Annotated in this window: 14 protein-coding genes and 1 other annotated feature; of the genes, 7 read left to right on the top strand and 7 right to left on the bottom strand. The window is 46.7% G+C overall.

Translation table 11 applies throughout. The features are described 5' to 3' along the window. Positions 1 to 38: 38 nt before the first annotated feature. The 4 genes from FGB90_RS14930 to FGB90_RS14915 all read right to left on the bottom strand — a co-directional run bounded on the left by FGB90_RS14930 (position 39) and on the right by FGB90_RS14915 (position 4237). Positions 39 to 767, bottom strand: coding sequence for a YheC/YheD family protein (locus FGB90_RS14930; RefSeq protein WP_138811632.1), 729 nt, complete (start codon positions 765 to 767; stop codon positions 39 to 41). Next, on the bottom strand, positions 751 to 1707 hold the full coding sequence (locus FGB90_RS14925) for a YheC/YheD family protein (protein WP_246056206.1): 957 nt from the start codon (positions 1705 to 1707) through the stop codon (positions 751 to 753). Before FGB90_RS14925 ends, FGB90_RS14930 begins: the two co-directional genes overlap by 17 nt. Positions 1708 to 2256: 549 nt before the next feature. Next, a complete protein-coding gene (locus FGB90_RS14920; protein WP_138811630.1) occupies positions 2257 to 3582 on the bottom strand; it encodes a YheC/YheD family protein in 1326 nt (441 codons plus the stop codon). 295 nt (positions 3583 to 3877) lie between these two features. Next, positions 3878 to 4237 (bottom strand): DUF3889 domain-containing protein, encoded by a 360-nt coding sequence (locus FGB90_RS14915; RefSeq protein WP_171051857.1) that lies wholly within the window; start codon positions 4235 to 4237, stop codon positions 3878 to 3880. A 282-nt stretch (positions 4238 to 4519) separates the two neighbouring features. On the opposite strand from FGB90_RS14915, the gene FGB90_RS14910 reads away from it, so the two are divergent. The 3 genes from FGB90_RS14910 (at position 4520) to FGB90_RS14900 (ending at position 8011) form a co-directional block, all read left to right on the top strand. Beyond that, positions 4520 to 5575: a M14 family zinc carboxypeptidase gene (locus FGB90_RS14910; protein WP_246056199.1), complete on the top strand. Its 1056-nt coding sequence runs from the start codon at positions 4520 to 4522 to the stop codon at positions 5573 to 5575. Positions 5576 to 5965: 390 nt separating this feature from the next. Further along, complete coding sequence (locus FGB90_RS14905) at positions 5966 to 6682, top strand: L-2-amino-thiazoline-4-carboxylic acid hydrolase (RefSeq protein WP_246056198.1); 717 nt, start codon at positions 5966 to 5968, stop codon at positions 6680 to 6682. Positions 6683 to 6697: 15 nt separating this feature from the next. Further along, positions 6698 to 8011 (top strand): Zn-dependent hydrolase, encoded by a 1314-nt coding sequence (locus FGB90_RS14900; RefSeq protein WP_138811628.1) that lies wholly within the window; start codon positions 6698 to 6700, stop codon positions 8009 to 8011. An 80-nt stretch (positions 8012 to 8091) separates the two neighbouring features. Here FGB90_RS14900 and FGB90_RS14895 read toward each other — a convergent pair whose 3' ends face one another. Continuing rightward, the gene (locus tag FGB90_RS14895; RefSeq protein ID WP_138811627.1) at positions 8092 to 8967 is read right to left on the bottom strand and encodes a hypothetical protein; all 876 of its coding nucleotides are present in this window, start codon (positions 8965 to 8967) and stop codon (positions 8092 to 8094) included. 460 nt (positions 8968 to 9427) lie between these two features. Here FGB90_RS14895 and FGB90_RS14890 point away from each other — a divergent pair, with 460 nt between their 5' ends. After that, positions 9428 to 10636 carry an endo-1,4-beta-xylanase gene (locus tag FGB90_RS14890; RefSeq protein ID WP_138811626.1) on the top strand — a complete coding sequence of 403 codons (1209 nt, stop codon included), beginning with the start codon at positions 9428 to 9430 and terminating at the stop codon, positions 10634 to 10636. Between the two features lie 177 nt (positions 10637 to 10813). On the opposite strand, the gene FGB90_RS19840 is transcribed toward FGB90_RS14890, so the two are convergent. Both FGB90_RS19840 and FGB90_RS14880 read right to left on the bottom strand, forming a co-directional pair. Beyond that, positions 10814 to 11380 carry a hypothetical protein gene (locus tag FGB90_RS19840; RefSeq protein WP_210237246.1) on the bottom strand — a complete coding sequence of 189 codons (567 nt, stop codon included), beginning with the start codon at positions 11378 to 11380 and terminating at the stop codon, positions 10814 to 10816. A 32-nt stretch (positions 11381 to 11412) separates the two neighbouring features. Beyond that, positions 11413 to 13800 carry a hypothetical protein gene (locus tag FGB90_RS14880; protein WP_138811625.1) on the bottom strand — a complete coding sequence of 796 codons (2388 nt, stop codon included), beginning with the start codon at positions 13798 to 13800 and terminating at the stop codon, positions 11413 to 11415. A 77-nt stretch (positions 13801 to 13877) separates the two neighbouring features. Here FGB90_RS14880 and murQ point away from each other — a divergent pair, with 77 nt between their 5' ends. From murQ to FGB90_RS14865, 3 genes are read left to right on the top strand one after another with little or no spacing between them, the layout of a single operon-like run. After that, complete coding sequence (gene murQ, locus FGB90_RS14875) at positions 13878 to 14777, top strand: N-acetylmuramic acid 6-phosphate etherase (protein WP_138811624.1); 900 nt, start codon at positions 13878 to 13880, stop codon at positions 14775 to 14777. A gap of 37 nt (positions 14778 to 14814) precedes the next feature. Continuing rightward, positions 14815 to 15021 (top strand): VOC family protein, encoded by a 207-nt coding sequence (locus FGB90_RS14870; RefSeq protein WP_171051856.1) that lies wholly within the window; start codon positions 14815 to 14817, stop codon positions 15019 to 15021. A gap of 15 nt (positions 15022 to 15036) precedes the next feature. Further along, on the top strand, positions 15037 to 15258 hold the full coding sequence (locus tag FGB90_RS14865; protein ID WP_138811622.1) for a hypothetical protein: 222 nt from the start codon (positions 15037 to 15039) through the stop codon (positions 15256 to 15258). Positions 15259 to 15763: 505 nt separating this feature from the next. Then, positions 15764 to 15995: a binding site (T-box leader), on the top strand. The last annotated feature ends 113 nt before the right edge of the window (positions 15996 to 16108 follow it).

Here is a 16108-nt window from a genome sequence, read left to right as displayed (position 1 = left end):
CAAAACCCCTCCAGTTTAATAGGAGAGTCTGACAAATTTCAGTTCATTCTTTTATAATTCCTGATTGTTTTCAGATGTTTCTTCGTAAAACCCTTTATTAGTGGATGACGGTTGATTTCAAAAATGATGGCCTTTCCATCTTTTGTAACGCCGATATCCGTTCCGAAAATCCGGTGACCTTTATAGGATTCTCCCATAACTTCTGCTGACCGCAACGAGACTTCCTTGGTTTTTTTCAGTAGTCCTTCCCATTTGGATTCCGGCAGGGCAGAATGTTGCATGGCCATTTTATACGAAACGACTTTTCCCCCGGCATTGGCGTTTGTTATTAACATACCCTTACCGGCAACCCGTACTTTATAACCGGTCACCTTCCATTTCTTACTTTTGGGATTTAATTGGACGATTACTCTGATATCAAAAGGTCTTCCTTTTACCTCTGCTGTGTAAATTCTCTTTTGTATAATATATCTTTTATTCCCTATGCGTTTATCCAGATGGGAAAACAGACTGAACCTGGATTTGAACCTGCGCCTCCAGTTTTTGTACTGGAGCCAGTACGAGTTTTTAGATTTCGTTACAAAGTAGATATTTTTCCCTTTCAGACCCTTGTTAGGCTTTAGCACGAGTCCCTTATGACTGGAAAGCATCTGATAAAATTCATTTTTACCACGCCACTTTCTTGTGTCAGGCAAGTGCGGGGAAAGTTCGGGATGCTGTTTCATCACTTTATACATCCTGTATTTATCTCTATATTTTAACTTCATAGTCGTTCCTCTTTTTCAAAGTGAAACCCTGGTAGTTTGAGGCGTGGATAAGGGGATTCCAGCAGAGACGGTTAAACATTTTCCGATCGTGTTTTCGGACCGTCTGGTATTGGGCCACAAAATTCACTTCCATAAAATGAAGGTCTTCGTTTTTGTCCATCCCTATATCCAAACCAACATCTGCAAAATGCTGATTAGGAAAAGCTTTGTCGAGTGCATAACCGAATTCCTCGGCAAAGGCTGACACTTTCCTGATCAGATCCCTCTTTTTTTGTGGGCCGTACATGGTGAACAGTCTTTCGGCGGTAACAAAGCGCCCGCCTCTTGAACGGTTTGTAATTTTTTTCCCTTCCCCTGCTATTCTTGTCATAATTCCTGTGCACTCCCAGTGCTTATGATCCTGTTTCTGCACGTATACGCGCATGTCAAATGGACGTCCGTTCTTTTTCATGAACTTGATCCACCTCTGAGCCATATACCTGCCCTTATTGGCCCTTACTCTCGTCAGATAGTGCAGGAACTCTCTTTTTGTGTAAAGGAACTTTTCGCCTTTTCCCTGTACCCGGTAATCATACACCCGGTAACGGTCCTTTACCTTTTTCACAAAAAAGATCCCGTTCCCTTTCCGTCCGTTCTTCGGTTTAAAAACCGCTTCCTGGTATCTGTCCAAAAAGGCAAGTACGTCCGACTTACTTCTGATCATCCTGCTTTTAATGACCTGGTCAGAGACACTTTTTATCCCGGAGACTTTCTTTTCTACTGTTCGTTTATTATAAATATTTGAATTAAAGACGAGACCGCCTCGTTTTTTATAAGTTGACAGGATCCGTTTTCTTTTTCTTCCTCCCAGGGAACAACGGATAAATAAAACTTCCGGGAGAGGCCCGGTGTAGTCCACCCACTTCTTGCTATGAGCCAGATATACTTTTCCCCTGACCATTTTCCTGTCAGGGCGAAACTCATCCCGTAAGAACGTCACAAAAGCTCCGCCAAGTTTTTCGTGAATTAAGGCCCGCCCGTGTTTTTGGGTAAATTTATCATCTTTCACCAGCATGCCAGTCAATGGACCAAACTTCATTACCCCCTTACTGAACATAATACGATACCTTACCCCTTTAATCAGATGAAGCTCTTTGACTAAACAGGGGGACAAGGCAACAGTATAGGGTTTGGATTTTGTTCCCTTTCCTGAAACATTGCTTGCTGACAGTTCTATTTTACTCTGTATTCGAATCAGACCATGCTGAACTGTTGTGATTCCCGGGACTTTATCCTCCAGCTGCCCAGGAAGTAAAACAAGTTTTTGTTTTGTATCGAGTAACCTGATTTCAATCCAGTATGAACGCATAAAATCACCTTTCCAAGCTGATAAATTCAGCTTTGTTTCTCTTAGCAGTTTATGATAAAAATACGTTCATCAACTAAGCAGATAACCATTTGTGTATTAAAAAAGTGCCTCTTCATTAAAGGCACCTTACTCCCTTGGCATTCATATCACTTTAAATCCCTGCTTCTTTGCAGCATGAATAAGTGGCTGCCAGTTGATCTTCTCGTAAACTTTATAATTGATTTTTCTAAACCCATTGAATTGCGGATTAAAATTAATCTCAATAAAATAAATCCTTTTTTTCTTACCGATAGCAATATCAATACCCAAGTCTGCAAAGTTGTCTGAGGGAAGCTGGTCATCAAGACCTTTACAAATATTCTTAGTTATGTTAACGATCTTTTTTCTTATCCGTTTTCGTTCTGTTGACGGATAGGAATACAGCGCTTTTGAAAAACTGACCGCCTTACCTCCTTTGGATACATTGGTGAGCTTTTGGCCTTTTCCGGCCACCCTGCACTCAATCCCTGCACATTTCCAGATTGTATCGTCTTTATGCATGTGTACGCGAAGGTCAAATGGACGTTTATTGAAAGTCTTAAAGAGGACCCATTTTTGAGTTATATACCTTTGTTTCTGAAAATTAAATGAATTTAAAAATGTTCTCAGTTGATGGTCGGACAGGGTTTTAATAATTCCCGCTGCTGTTGACCGGTAATTATAAACCTGGTAAGACCCGGCTGCTTTTTTCCTTAAAAAAACAATCCCTTTCCCCCGGGCACCTGCGGCAGGTTTGAGAACCACCTTTTTATATAACTTTAAAGCTGTAAAAACATCCTGGGGATTACGAACGATCGTACTCCTGATCAGATAATCCTTAACGGTGTCAACCTTACTCATCACTTTTTCAACTTTCCTTTTATCGTATCTTCTCGTATTGAAAAACAGGATCTCCTTCTCTTTACATCGCTTGAGAAGCGTTCTTCTTCCTCTCCTGCCCATAACATAATTATTGAATATGACTTCCGGAAGAGGGAGGGTTTTACGAATCCATTTCTTTTTTTTCTGATGATAAAATTCTCCTCTGACAGTACCTCTACCCCAGTTAAAGCTGTTCGGTTTAGCACTGATAAGGACACCACCTGTCCTTGGGATAATCTGTCTGCGGACATTTAACCGGCTTGTTTGACTGGTGAGAACTACAGTAAAAGGGCCGAACTTTAATGTGTCTCCCTGTTTAATAATCTGATACGGAATGTCTGTTATGAAGAGGGATTTACGGATTAATAATGAGGAAACTTTAATCACAAAAGGACTTGATTTTGTTCCCTTTCCACTTACTTTTTTTTTGTGAGTAAGTTTACATTTACAGGTCTTTCGTCCGTGCTGAACAGAGGTTACCTTCCCCAGGTGGCTGTAAAGGGGATCTGGTACAACGATTAGGAGCTCTTCACTTTTTAATTCGCTTATTCTTATCCAATGTTGCATCCTTATCTCCTTTCTTTGGTATTCCTCTCCACTCAGGATATTCTATTAAAATAATTATCCATTTGTATAATCAAGTACCCAATTTTTAACAGAAAGAATGGTTTACCTTCACAACTTGCGGCTTACATGAAGGAGGATCAGCTCATGGTTCCAGAATGTCGTTCACGGCAAAATGCAAAAGACCCGGAGGCTCTCAACCTCCGGGTCTTTCACAGCCTTCATTTGTGAACCACACCTTTCATTGAGAATAGGGAGGTTCACATTATCTGCTGCTCACATGCCTCGTGCCGCTTCCTCACCTGTCCGTTTCTTCGTATTCAATCTCAATTACGTCGTCCGTCGCCTTTTCAAAGGTAATCGTCACGATGACACCGAATTCCCGTTCTTCGCCCCTGAGCCAGAGCTTAAATGTCTCCGATGCTTTCCCTTCGCCAAGCTCTTCACGGCCGACGTGGAGATAGTCCACCACTTTCGCTTCAGGGTAACGCTCCCTTACTTTTTCCACTGCCAGCTTTCCCCACTTTGCATAGTCGGGTTCCTCCTGCTGCTCACTCGGTAAAGGCTGGCCGCCTCCTTTTTCTCCATGGGCAGGATCCACGAGAGGGCTGGCCTGGAAGAGGACGAATACAATCATGATCGCCAGTAAAATCTTCATTGCTTTTCCTCCTGAATACCGTTTCCTGTTAGTCTGTCCGGATTTTTTCAAGTCATTACGGAACAACATTCATCAATTTCCCCGTGACAGTCTTAAAGTACCAGCAGAGTTCCAGAGACAAAACGCACTAATAATATCCACATTTATACAATAACCGCTTCTTTTTTCCTCGAAAGGAAATTCCCTCCCTGGTCGTATCCGCTCATTTATTCGTATCACGAAGGATTCGCCTGTCGAAATAACGAAAATGACAGGGACAAAATTTTTAGGAGGGATTCATATATGAATCGAAACATCATGAAAAGTACATTTGCAGCCGTGCTGACACTGGCTCTGCTTGTGTCCATGCTGCCGCTTCAGGCAGGAGCTGTGGGGAATGGCCCGAACATCAACCCGAACCAGTCCATTAACAAAGACCGGGTAAAAACGTATGAGGAAATGTCCGACTTCCTTTATCACGTAACCGACCGCTCTGACCGCCTTGAACTGGAAGTGATCGGTGAGTCTGTAAAAGAGCGCGACCTGTTCCTTGTTAAATTCGGTAACAACCCGGATAACCCGACAATCGTGTTCCTTACCCAGCAGCACGGAAATGAAGAGATGATCACGGAAGGTGCCCTTAACGTGATTCAAAACCTGAGCACCAACAGCCGCCACGTTCGTGAGCTTGAAGAAAAGGTGAACGTTCTGTTCGTCCCTCGAATTAACCCTGATGGTGCCGAAGGAGACGTAAACTTCGACATCAGCGACTACACTGCAGGGGGCACTTCTACCCGCTTCAATGCAAACGAAGTGGATCTGAACCGCGACCATAACGACCGCACACAGCCTGAAACGATTGCTCTTCACGAAAATGTGCTTCAGAAGTACGACATCGACTACTTAATTGATTTCCATCACCAGGGCACATCTCCGGTCCTTGATGACCGCTATGTGTCAGGTTCCATGCTTTACCCGACAAATCCGGGAGTAAATGAAGACACGGTGATCGGCTCCAAGCAGCTTGGAAGCGTGATCTACGACGCTGTTACTGCCCACGGCTGGGGACACCTGGCGAAATATCCGGGTGGAACTGCCAACACGATTGCCCGTAACGGACTTGCATACGAGTATGACTTCTCTACTCTGCTGTTTGAAATGCGCGGCATGACCGACAACAGCCGTGAAGAAGCCGTTCTCGGCCAGAAAAGCAACGGTTACCTGATTAAGCAGGCCGTTGTTTCCATGGAAGCTGCAATGGAAGCCATTGCTGACGGTTCTATTAACGACGCCGATGTTACTTTCTGGGACGACCTCCCTTACCAGGAGTACCGCAGCCAGGAAGAAGGACAGGAATAAGCATGTAAAAAAAAAGCGGGATGCTCAATTGCTGAGTATCCCGCTTTTTCATTTTGTCAGAGAGTCACGGTGACGATTCTCCATTTCATTCAGTTAAAAGCTTCTTTCGGATAAATTGCTGCTTTTCACAAAATGAAAGCGAAAGGCGGCGTCTCCTGCGGGAAAAGCAACAGTCGAAGACCCCGGAGGGTGGTTTTCCCGAGGAGGCTGAGGCGTTGCCCGCGGAAAGCGTCCGCCTGCAGCGGAATAAAAAAATAATCTTTCCGAAAAGAGCCTATCCAAAATCATAAGTACAACAAAAAGCACGGTGACGGCTTGTTTTTGTCCTGCAAACCCATCTCTTCAACTCAAAAATATGATACGGTGGAAAAAAAGAGAGGAGAATCCTGAATGGTACAAAAACATACAGAACGAAAACCACTGCCGGTATTATCCATGTACCGGATTACAGCCCGACTGTTCACCCACGTGGAAAAGTCGGTAATCGCATCATTTGGTGATGAAGCTGCGAATAAGGTCGAACAGGGAGTTTCCCGGTTTGGACATGACCTGGCACAAAACATATCCGTTAGAGCTGCTGAAGAAGGTGAAGTACATAACCTGGACAAATATATTCCCGAGGACGTTGAGAAGAAAAAACTGGAGCAGGACGAAGCCACGGTTTACAGCCAGATGGCCAAACTGTTCGGGCAAGTGACAAAGGCTGTTGTGGACGAGTATGGTGAAAAAGGAAAAGACGCTGTCCGTGAAGGTGTACGCACTTTCGGGGAGGCGAGAGGAAAAGGGATCGCAGCACGTGCAGCCCATCTTGGTCAGGACAACACCATCGAGAATTATCTGTCCAACTACGATATGGCCCGAAGCGAACTGTTTGATATGGAAACGGAGCACTATCCTGAGGTGATTGAACAGACATTTACCAAGTGTCCGTTCGGCCAGCAGTGGGCAGATGATGACATGGGTGAGTACGGCATTTTGTACTGTGAAATGATCGATCCGTCAATCGCCAGAGGCTATAACAAGGATTTCGAGGTGGACCACGATCAGTATGTTTTACGGGAAGGCGTCTGTGAGTTTAAGTTCAAACTGAAGAAAACAAACAGATGATATGCTCCTTAATAAATGATCAGGGATGGAACAGGAGGTATACCAGTGCGATTTGAAAGTTTAATCGAGGATTATAATGAAGCGTTAACCCATACCGGTGTTAATGGTGAGCGCCTTGCCCGGCGTCTTTATGAGCTCTCAAAAATCGGTCTTACTAAAGACGGCGGATCAAACCGGATCTCTTTTACAAAAGAGGAGCAGGAAGCAAAAAATCTGGCGAAGGTATGGATGCAAGAAGCAGGACTGACCGTAAAGGAAGACGGGGCCGGCAACGTCATCGGAAGACTTGAAGGGGCCTCCTCCAAAGCCGTTGTTATGTCGGGTTCCCATTTGGACAGTGTACCAAACGGCGGTCATTTTGACGGGCCTTTAGGTGTACTGGCAGCAATTGAAGTGGCCCAGGCCTGGAAAGACACTGACTTTGTGCCGGAAAAATCCTATGAAGTGGTTGTTTTTAGCGACGAAGAAGGCGCCCGCTTCAACAGCGGTTTAACAGGCAGTCAGGCTTTGGCCGGGACATTTGATCCAAGTGAGAAAAAGAAGTTAACAGATTCGGACGGAAAGTCATTTGAAGATGTAATGAAAGAGAATGGTTTAAGCTTGTCCAGCTTACAGAGTGCCGCACGGGATTTTTCGGATGTAGATGCTTTTGTAGAAGTGCACATCGAACAGGGAAAAAAACTTGAAAAAGAAAATTTACCTGTTGGCGTGGTTCAGGGAATAGCAGGACCTTCGTGGCTTGATGTGACATTTACCGGGGCAGCAGGACACGCGGGAAATACACCAATGGATGACCGTGCCGATGCGCTGGTGGCAGCAGGACTGCTGATCGCGGAAATAGAGAAACTACCCTCACAGTTCAGTTCATCCGCTGTGGCAACTGTCGGCAAATTAAATGTTACACCGAACGGGGTAAACGTGATCCCGGGGGAAGTTCAAATGAGTGTGGACGTCCGTGATATACACGAAGATAAGCGAAACGCCTTAAAAGAAGCGATTATTGCAAAAGCGTGCGAGATAGCCGAAGAACGGAGCATTAAAGTTGAGACTAAGGAAACCCTGTCTGTACCACCGATAAATGTAACAGAGAAGATGCAGCAGAAAGCAGCCGCAGCTGTCCGAAAGGTCGTTAACCGGGAGCCGTATTTTCTTCCCAGCGGGGCTGGCCACGACGCTATGATGATTGGTAAAAAGACACCGATCGCCATGCTTTTTACACGGAGCAGGGACGGCATCAGCCACAATCCTGCCGAATGGTCCTCCCTGAATGACTGTGTGCATACTGTGCACGCCTTAAAGCATTTACTGGAAGACCTTTGTGCAGAGTGATTAAAAAAAGAAATCCCGGCAATTGGGATTTCTTTTTTTCCGTTTGCTGGATCCCGGCATCCAGCAGACAGGAAGAATGATCAGCCTGCGTTTTCCACAAAAAACACGAGCGACTCGAGCATTCTGTAGTAGGATTCCACATCCTCCCGCGGATTTCTGTAATCAGAATGGATCTCCAGCTGCATCGCTTCTGTGTCCAGCTCGTTCCACGTGTAATTCGTTATCGTGTTCGGCTGGCTTGCTGCAAACGTGTGATTCTCGTACACTTCTCCGATGCCCCGTTCATTCAGGCTGTACGTAAGAAGTTCCACCTGCTCTTCACTCACGGTCTCTCCGTAATTGGTTCCGATGTCCAAATCAAACTCCCTGCTCCGGCCCGCACCGTGCAGATCGAGTACAAGTTCTATATCGTACTCCTCGACGATTCGGCCCAGTTCTTCTTTGTATGTACCACCGGCAACACTGTTGGCGTCCTCTCCTTCGTACACATTATAAAGCACATGAGCATCTGTATACTTATGAACGAGAAGAGCCATCGATCCAGTATAAATCTCAGCAGGCCTCTGCTCCCCATCCCTTATGTGCGAGGTAGTGTGCGGTGCAGAAACCAGTACGGGGCCGCTGCCTTCGATAAAGGCTTCCTGACTGTCTGCTTCTGTATCACCGAGATAACTACCGTCATTCCTGGAAAAACGCTTTTCATATTCGAACAGTTTCTGCTCAAGGTTCCCATTTTCGAAGTCTGCCCTCACCTTTTCCGCTGCATCCGAGGTCAGATCTTCCTCCTCCACTTCAAATGAAACAGGTTCACTTTCCTCCTCAACAACCGTGTTTTCTTCCGGACTCTCTTCTTCCACTCCATCTATGATCACTGTTTCGTCCGGCCCTGTTCCCATTTCGCAGCCGGCTGCCAGCACTGCAAAGCACCCTGCAGAAAGTATGAATCGTAATTTCACTCTGTTTCCCCCTCAATCCACTCCCGATTTCCCACTATCAGCAACTATACTTTATAGGAATGTAAATCTACACCAACTTTAAAGGAAAGTATCTGGTATTTACAAGGAAAAACAGAAGAAAATGGGTGTTGGCGCTGTTTCCCTAATACAGTCCCTGCTAACACCAGCCTCTCCTAAGCCTTTAGTCCCGGTCATTCTCTGAAAACAGTAATAAAACAGGAAAACAATAACACAACATTCAGACTATTTTAAATAAACTTAGTTTATCCACTGTACAAACTAAGAGACTCATTGCTATCATTTTACATACAGGCAGATGGAGGCCTGTACTCTTGCGGAGAGAAATGTAAGCCCTTTCTTTTATCTGGACTGCTCCGCCTTCATGAAAGGAGGTCTGTTGAAAACAAGTACTTACGATTTTCTGCTGTAATCCAATACTTATAAAAGGTGGGATATTACCATGCTTAACTCTTGGAAAAAACTTGCTGTTACAGGTCTTTCCGTTACGCTGCTGGCTGGAAGTATGGGCAGTGCCGCAGCTCAGGGCGGACCACACAAGGAAGGTATATTCGGGGAAAACGGAAAAGGGAATGGAAAAGGCAAACCTGCTCCTTTTGCCTGGCAGGTTGATTCGATCGCTGAACGGTACAACGATTCCTTCGACATCGGCGCTGCCGTTGAGCCGCATCAGCTAAATGGAAGACAAGGCAAAATCCTGAAGCATCATTACAATAGCCTTGTGGCGGAAAATGCCATGAAGCCGATCTCCCTCCAGCCTGAAGAAGGAGAATGGGACTGGGAAGGAGCCGACCGGATCGTAGATTTTGCACGGAAACACGATATGGAGCTCCGCTTCCACACCCTCGTCTGGCACAATCAGGTACCTGACTGGTTCTTTATAGATGAACACGGAAATCCGATGGTGGATGAAACAGACCCGGAAAAACAGGAGCAGAATAAAGAGCTCTTACTGGAGCGTCTCGAAACACACATAAAAACCGTGGTTCAGCGATACAAAGATGACGTTACTTCATGGGATGTCGTAAACGAAGCGATCGATGACGGCACCCCTAATGAAAGAGGTCTGCGTGAATCCGTCTGGTATCAGATTACCGGCGATGAATACATCAAGGTGGCATTCGAGACCGCCAGAGAATATGCAGGAGACGACGCGAAACTCTCCATTAACGACTACAACACGGAAGTACAGCCGAAAAGAGATCACCTCCATAATCTTGTCCAGGACCTGCTGAATGACGGGGTTCCGATTGACGGTGTCGGACACCAGGCCCATATCCAGCTCGACTGGCCTACACTTGAAGAAATGGAAGAGTCCTTCAGCCTCTTTACTGATCTTGGCCTCGATAACCAGGTAACTGAACTGGACGTAAGTTTGTACGGCTGGCCACCGGTACCTGCATATGAAACGTACGAAGACATCGAAGAAACTGATCTTCAGGATCAGGCCGACCGTTATGAAGATCTGTTTAATCTGTATGAAGACTTGAGCGACGACATCAGCAGTGTCACCTTCTGGGGCATTGCCGATAACCACACGTGGCTCGACGACCGGGCAACCGAATACAATCCCGGTGAGAGAATCGATGCCCCTTTTGTGTTTGACCACAACTACCGGGTGAAACCGGCTTTCTGGAGAATTATAGAGTAGATTGCTGGTACAAGTTCCTTGTTGACTAGCGCATTATCCCTCTCAGATCCCCGGTAACTCTAAATAGACGAATGGCCCGGAGGCATTCCCCCGCCCCCGGGCCATGTTAATATCTTGTTCTCTCCAAACGACGAGGACTTGGAAAGAGAACGAAACCCGGGAAACCGTCCTGGATTTCTATGAAAACTCCTTTCCCGTTACCCTTCTGATATAGTCACAGAAACGGTTCCATCCGGCAGGATACTTGTTTTGTCCCGATTTCCTTATGTTCCGTCCATCGCCGATCAGTTCCACGCTCCAGCTCGTACCGTCCATTACACCAGGTTCAACGTAAGTGGACTTCCACTTAAAAAGGCCTGTCGTCTTCAGCTCCCTTTTACATTTAAGAGAAGGATCTCTCTTAACAGTTCGATCAACTTCAACCATTTGCTCAGAGCAGCTCCAGGTCAGGCTCCCCTCATTGAAATCGATCTCCACTTCGTAGGACTTGCCGAAGTACCCACCAACGGACGCTTTAAGCCAATTGACCCTTTCATACGCATCATCAACGGCTTCTTCCACATTCCACTCATGTTCACAATCCCTGCATCTGTATTCCGTATTTCCTGGTTCCTCGAGACATCCGCGGAGACTGATCTCCCCGGCTTCCGCCTGCTCTATAGCTTCCAGAGTCGGGAGCCCGTAACGGATATCTGCAGAATTACGGGATCCGCACCTTGGACACTCATTATTGTTGATTGCCATTTTGCCTCCATTTTTTTATAGATTCCCTCTCTCTAACCTGCCCTTGAATGCTGTTTCCCGCTCCTTCTTTTTGAAAGTACAGAACGCTCAAGGATAAAGTAGGTTCCGAAGGCGCCCGCAGGTACGCCGAGGGTCAGAATAATAATGTCACTGTAGTTCTGGTAGAAGGTGAGAAGAGCATCCAGTGCGGCCCTATTCCCGTTAAAGAAGATCATCGCCCAGATTGCGATAATTGCCATGATAATCCAGGAAGACCAGGCATATTGGACTGTAATGGATCTTCTTGCACTTCTGGTAAGCTGATCAGCGTACTCTTTGTTTTCCACCTCCAGGTTGTCTATGGTTCTCTCTTGTTTGGCTTTTGCCCGTTCCAGCTCCTTCAACTTTTCCTTTTCATTTCGAACACCGTTCTTCAGATTCCTGATTTCTTTCTTTAATTCCTCATTTCGATTACTGCTCTGGCGGGCCTCAGACTTAAAATCCTCGATGATCTGCAGGGCCATTTTATCGGTTCCGGTTCTATTAATGTCGTTTGAATGGTTAATCAGCGACTGTACAATCTCTGTAATCGGCATATCAATCAGTTTATCCAGCTTCAGCATAGCGCATATGCATTTTGCTGTCGTGTTCGCTTTATTTTCCCAGGGATAGATAACTTCCTCTCTGTTCCCCTGTACTCTGTTCATGTTTTTCTGAATTACATTGATCGTGGAGAAAACCATATCCTCGGCGGCTGCTTCCAGCTCCTCGGTATCCTCGATTACGTCCTCCTGCAGCATTTTGATGGTGTCGAGCAGCAGATTCACTACCGTTGCCGAGATAGACACGTCCAGCCACAGCCCCTCTTTGCTCCTTCTTTCGGCAAGTACAGAGATGCACGCTTTCGCCAAAGAGGGATCCTTAAGGAGAAGAGCGGCCCTGAGGTAATAAATCAGTTCGATCTCATTGGCATTCTTCAGCTCCTTCGCCCCGATCAGGCTCTGAAGTTTCCCTGCAGATGAATTACTGTCAATCCCAAGTTCAACAAACATGGAATAGGCAAGGATCTGCTCCCGGTCTTCCTCAGCGTCCACGTGCTCCTTTATCCACTCCACCGTCCGCCTCGTCCCCTCTGAGTGGATGCCGGTAAAAACAGCCCTCAGCCAAAGCAATGAAATAGTTGGGGCAATAAGGCCATCGTAGGACCCATTATCTTCAATATGTTTTTCCTGCACCTTCTGAAAAACCTTCTGAATGGTTTTGTTATCAAACTCAGAGCGTGTATCTTCAATCTGGCGCAGGTACCTGAAAGTGTCCACTGTAGCCCAGAAACTCCCATCGATCAGACCGTGCATGTTCAGCTCCTGCTGAATGTTGATTTCCATATCGTACAGGTAGTTGAGGGCGAACTTCTCCCGCCCGGAGATGAAAAACTGTTTAAAATCCCTGCCTGCCGCTTCAATGCCCACACACTTAACCCTGCCGCCGCTGATATCGTTTTTCAGGAACGCATAAGTGTTTCGTACTTCCTCTGCATCCGGATTTACGTGCGGCCCCAGAACCACAACCGTGTGGGTCCCCCGCTTTACCTGACGCCGGAATTCTTCCAGGCTGCTGTATTCATAAAGTTCATACCGGAAGTTCCTCGACTTGAGCACAGCCAGAAAAAAATCAAAGCCAATACTGTCGTAATCCGGATCCCTGATGACTGCCGTCTGGCATTTGCCTTTTATTATGTAGGAAAGAATATTCGGCAGAAACCCCTCGTCTTTCTGCCAGTCCAGATTTAAGGACGTGAGCATAATTCTGTAAGGGGACGTATCCCTCGTGCTAATTGCAAGCGGGCGCCTGCCTCCTTCCCCATCCTCATCAAACAGAATCGTATCCCACTCAGCCGGTGCCACACCGTCCAGGTAATGCCAGTAAAGGCCCTTTTTCTGAATGCAAAACTGTTTCAGACTGGAGGGGTTCACCTGATGAGGGTACAGAAGCACCGGATGGGCTGCTGTCATACGGCTCGTTTTAAAGTCCCCTGCAGTGGGAGCCTCCCCCTTCCGTTTGATTGCCCTGATCCTTCCCAGCGCTGCCGGTAAAAAATCGTAGGTTCCGGCATTTTCATCATGATACCCCTCGTCTGCGAGTCCCATCTGATGAAAAATGAGGCAGCCCTTGCCGCGCTGAAGAAATGAATGAAAAGTGTCCCTGAAATCCCCGGAAAAAACTTCCTCCCGAATCGTCGCTTCCTTAAGGGAGTTTGAAGTGAAAATGACGGCGCTAATTTCTTCTGCCGCCATATCGTTTTTTAGTTTTTTGATGTTATGGGACGTGTAAAGTGATACATTATGAGTATCATATCCAAACTTTAACAATAGTGGCCTTACGTCCGATTTGCTCGCGTACGACATATAAACCTGATTTTGCACAAGCGCAATTTTTGACATCCCAACACCTTTTTCATTAATAGATTAAAAAGTAAGTCTATTATACTAAATTTAAGAACAGATTGGAGTTTTTCCCAGTGAATCTTGAGCATTTACATACCGAAAAACGAAATCCAAATACAATGGACATTGATACCGTTTCTTCACTGGAGATCTGCAGAATGATGAACAGGGAGGATCTTACTGTGGCAGACGCTGTCACCGGCGTACTTCCGGATATTGCCCGTCTTATCAATACCGGTGCTGCTTCCCTTCGGAAAAAAGGGAGAATCTTTTACGCCGGATCCGGATCAAGCGGAAGACTTGGTGTAATGGACGCCTCCGAAATCCCTCCGACATTCAGCATCGAACACGGGCAGTTTAATGGCATTATTGCTGGCGGGGACGAGGCTTTGAGAGATGCTGCCCCTCTGTTCGAAGACGATGAACTGGCCGGCAGAAAGGCACTGATACCTCACCGTATCGCAGAGCACGACCTCGTCATTGGCTTAACCGCGAGCGGACGGACCCCTTTTGTCCGAGGGGCCCTGTTGTACGCCCAGAAGCAGGGCGCAGCCACCGCTCTCATCTGCTGCAATAAAGGGGCGGAACTGTCCCCCCTCGCTGATATTGCTGTTGAAATCGACACGGGACCAGAGGCGATTACCGGTTCTACACGTCTTAAAGCAGGCACGGCGCAGAAGATGGTCCTTAACATGTTCTCTACCGGCACAATGATCAGGATGGGCAAAGTTTACAGCAATCTCATGGTCAGCCTGAACCCTACCAACGAAAAACTGGTAGCCAGAGCCGTCCGGATCATTCAGGAAGCCACGGGAGTCCCTCTCCCTGAAGCAGAAAAAGCCTTCGAAAAGACAGCGGATCCCCAAACAGCCATCGTCCACCTTCTAACAGGTGCCACGCCGGAAGAAGCAAAACAGGCCCTCAGGGCTCACGAGGGGAACATAAGGAAGGCAGTAAATCAGTTGATAAAGTGAAACTCGGGGAAACACGGGGACGGTTCTTCTGAAAGGATTGGCTGTTTCACCAGTCCTCGACGGAAATCGGGTGAATGCCCACGGCAGGCTCATTGAGTGGAAAATGCTTACGATTGAAGGTGACTGGCACGGGCTCCTGTACCCCTTCTTTATCCAGTGGATTGAGGCAGACCATGAAAGGCTCGACCTCCTGAAAAAAGAAGGCGTCATAAAGGATCATCCGGCTGGAAAAACGACGCTTTAAAAGGCGGTTTTCTTAGTGGAGGACCCACCGGCAGCCGCCGCTCACTGGCAGAGTCTCTTTGGCCTCACACCCACTAAGAACGAAGAGTACACTTTGACGCTCGGTGACAGATCACTTGCCTTCAGGAAAGGCGGCCCTTACGAAAACAGGCTTTCCCAGCTGATCTTCAACACCTCCTCCCCCGCCCTGAAAGGTAAAACAGTCAACCTTGGAAAAGGACAATATACTTCTACATGAAACGCAGGGGGGGACCTGCTCGCGCGGCTGCAAAAAGTCACGTGACAACTGTCCCCTTTTCATCAGTGATTATCTTTCCTAAGAACAACCTGACTTTGGTTAACATCAATAATGCAGCTTGACCTTTTCCAGAATGTGTATTACTATTACAAACAATAACAAATCAACAGCTGTGAAAAGGACACGAACGGTTCTTCACTTTTCCTATCAGAGAGCAGGGTCACCGGCTGAAAGTCCTGCAGAAAACGGGATCGTTTACCACCTTCGAGCTGTTACGGGGAAATGGCCCCAGGCCAGACTATCTGTAACCGGGAAATCCGTTATCTTTCTTGAGCATAGAGCGCTCTGCTCTATGGAATTAAGGGTGGAACCACGACCACATTCGTCCCTGCTTTCGGGATGAGTGTGGTCTTTTTTGACTATTGTAACCCCGCATGGTGGTTTCGGTGGCTGAGCCGACGAAACATTTCCGTATGCACAGGAATATACTGATCATCAAATGAAATAAAAGGCGTTGAAAAGGACACGAACGATTCTTTATTTTTCCTATCAGAGAGCAGGGTCACTGGCTGAAAGCCCTGCAGGAAAACGGGATCGTTTACCACCTTCGAGCTGTTACGGGGAAATGGCACCAGGCCAGACTATCTGTAACCGGGAAATCCGTTATCTTTCTTGAGCATAGAGCGTTCACCGCTCTGTGGAATCAGGGTGGAACCACGACCACACTCGTCCCTACTTACAAGATGAGTGTGGTCTTTTTGATTAAAAAACAGTTGATTGAAGTGAAGGCGCGACACTCCAGCGGGAAAAGCACCTACGGAAGACCCTGGAGGGTGATTTTTCCCGAGGG

It is taken from the genome of Alteribacter natronophilus (assembly GCF_006007885.1).
GTDB classification, from domain to species: Bacteria; Bacillota; Bacilli; order Bacillales; family Salisediminibacteriaceae; genus Alteribacter; species Alteribacter natronophilus.
This window is presented reverse-complemented; position numbering and strand designations above follow the sequence as displayed.

Excerpts from the sequence above, each read along its gene's own strand:
- FGB90_RS14930 (WP_138811632.1), bottom strand. The coding sequence starts at position 767 with ATGAAGTTAAAATATAGAGATAAATACAGGATGTATAAAGTGATGAAA.
- FGB90_RS14925 (WP_246056206.1), bottom strand. The coding sequence starts at position 1,707 with ATGGTCAGGGGAAAAGTATATCTGGCTCATAGCAAGAAGTGGGTGGAC.
- FGB90_RS14920 (WP_138811630.1), bottom strand. The coding sequence starts at position 3,582 with ATGCAACATTGGATAAGAATAAGCGAATTAAAAAGTGAAGAGCTCCTA.
- FGB90_RS14915 (WP_171051857.1), bottom strand. The coding sequence starts at position 4,237 with ATGAAGATTTTACTGGCGATCATGATTGTATTCGTCCTCTTCCAGGCC.
- FGB90_RS14910 (WP_246056199.1), top strand. The coding sequence starts at position 4,520 with ATGAATCGAAACATCATGAAAAGTACATTTGCAGCCGTGCTGACACTG.
- FGB90_RS14905 (WP_246056198.1), top strand. The coding sequence starts at position 5,966 with ATGGTACAAAAACATACAGAACGAAAACCACTGCCGGTATTATCCATG.
- FGB90_RS14900 (WP_138811628.1), top strand. The coding sequence starts at position 6,698 with ATGATCAGGGATGGAACAGGAGGTATACCAGTGCGATTTGAAAGTTTA.
- FGB90_RS14890 (WP_138811626.1), top strand. The coding sequence starts at position 9,428 with ATGCTTAACTCTTGGAAAAAACTTGCTGTTACAGGTCTTTCCGTTACG.
- FGB90_RS19840 (WP_210237246.1), bottom strand. The coding sequence starts at position 11,380 with ATGGCAATCAACAATAATGAGTGTCCAAGGTGCGGATCCCGTAATTCT.
- FGB90_RS14880 (WP_138811625.1), bottom strand. The coding sequence starts at position 13,800 with ATGTCAAAAATTGCGCTTGTGCAAAATCAGGTTTATATGTCGTACGCG.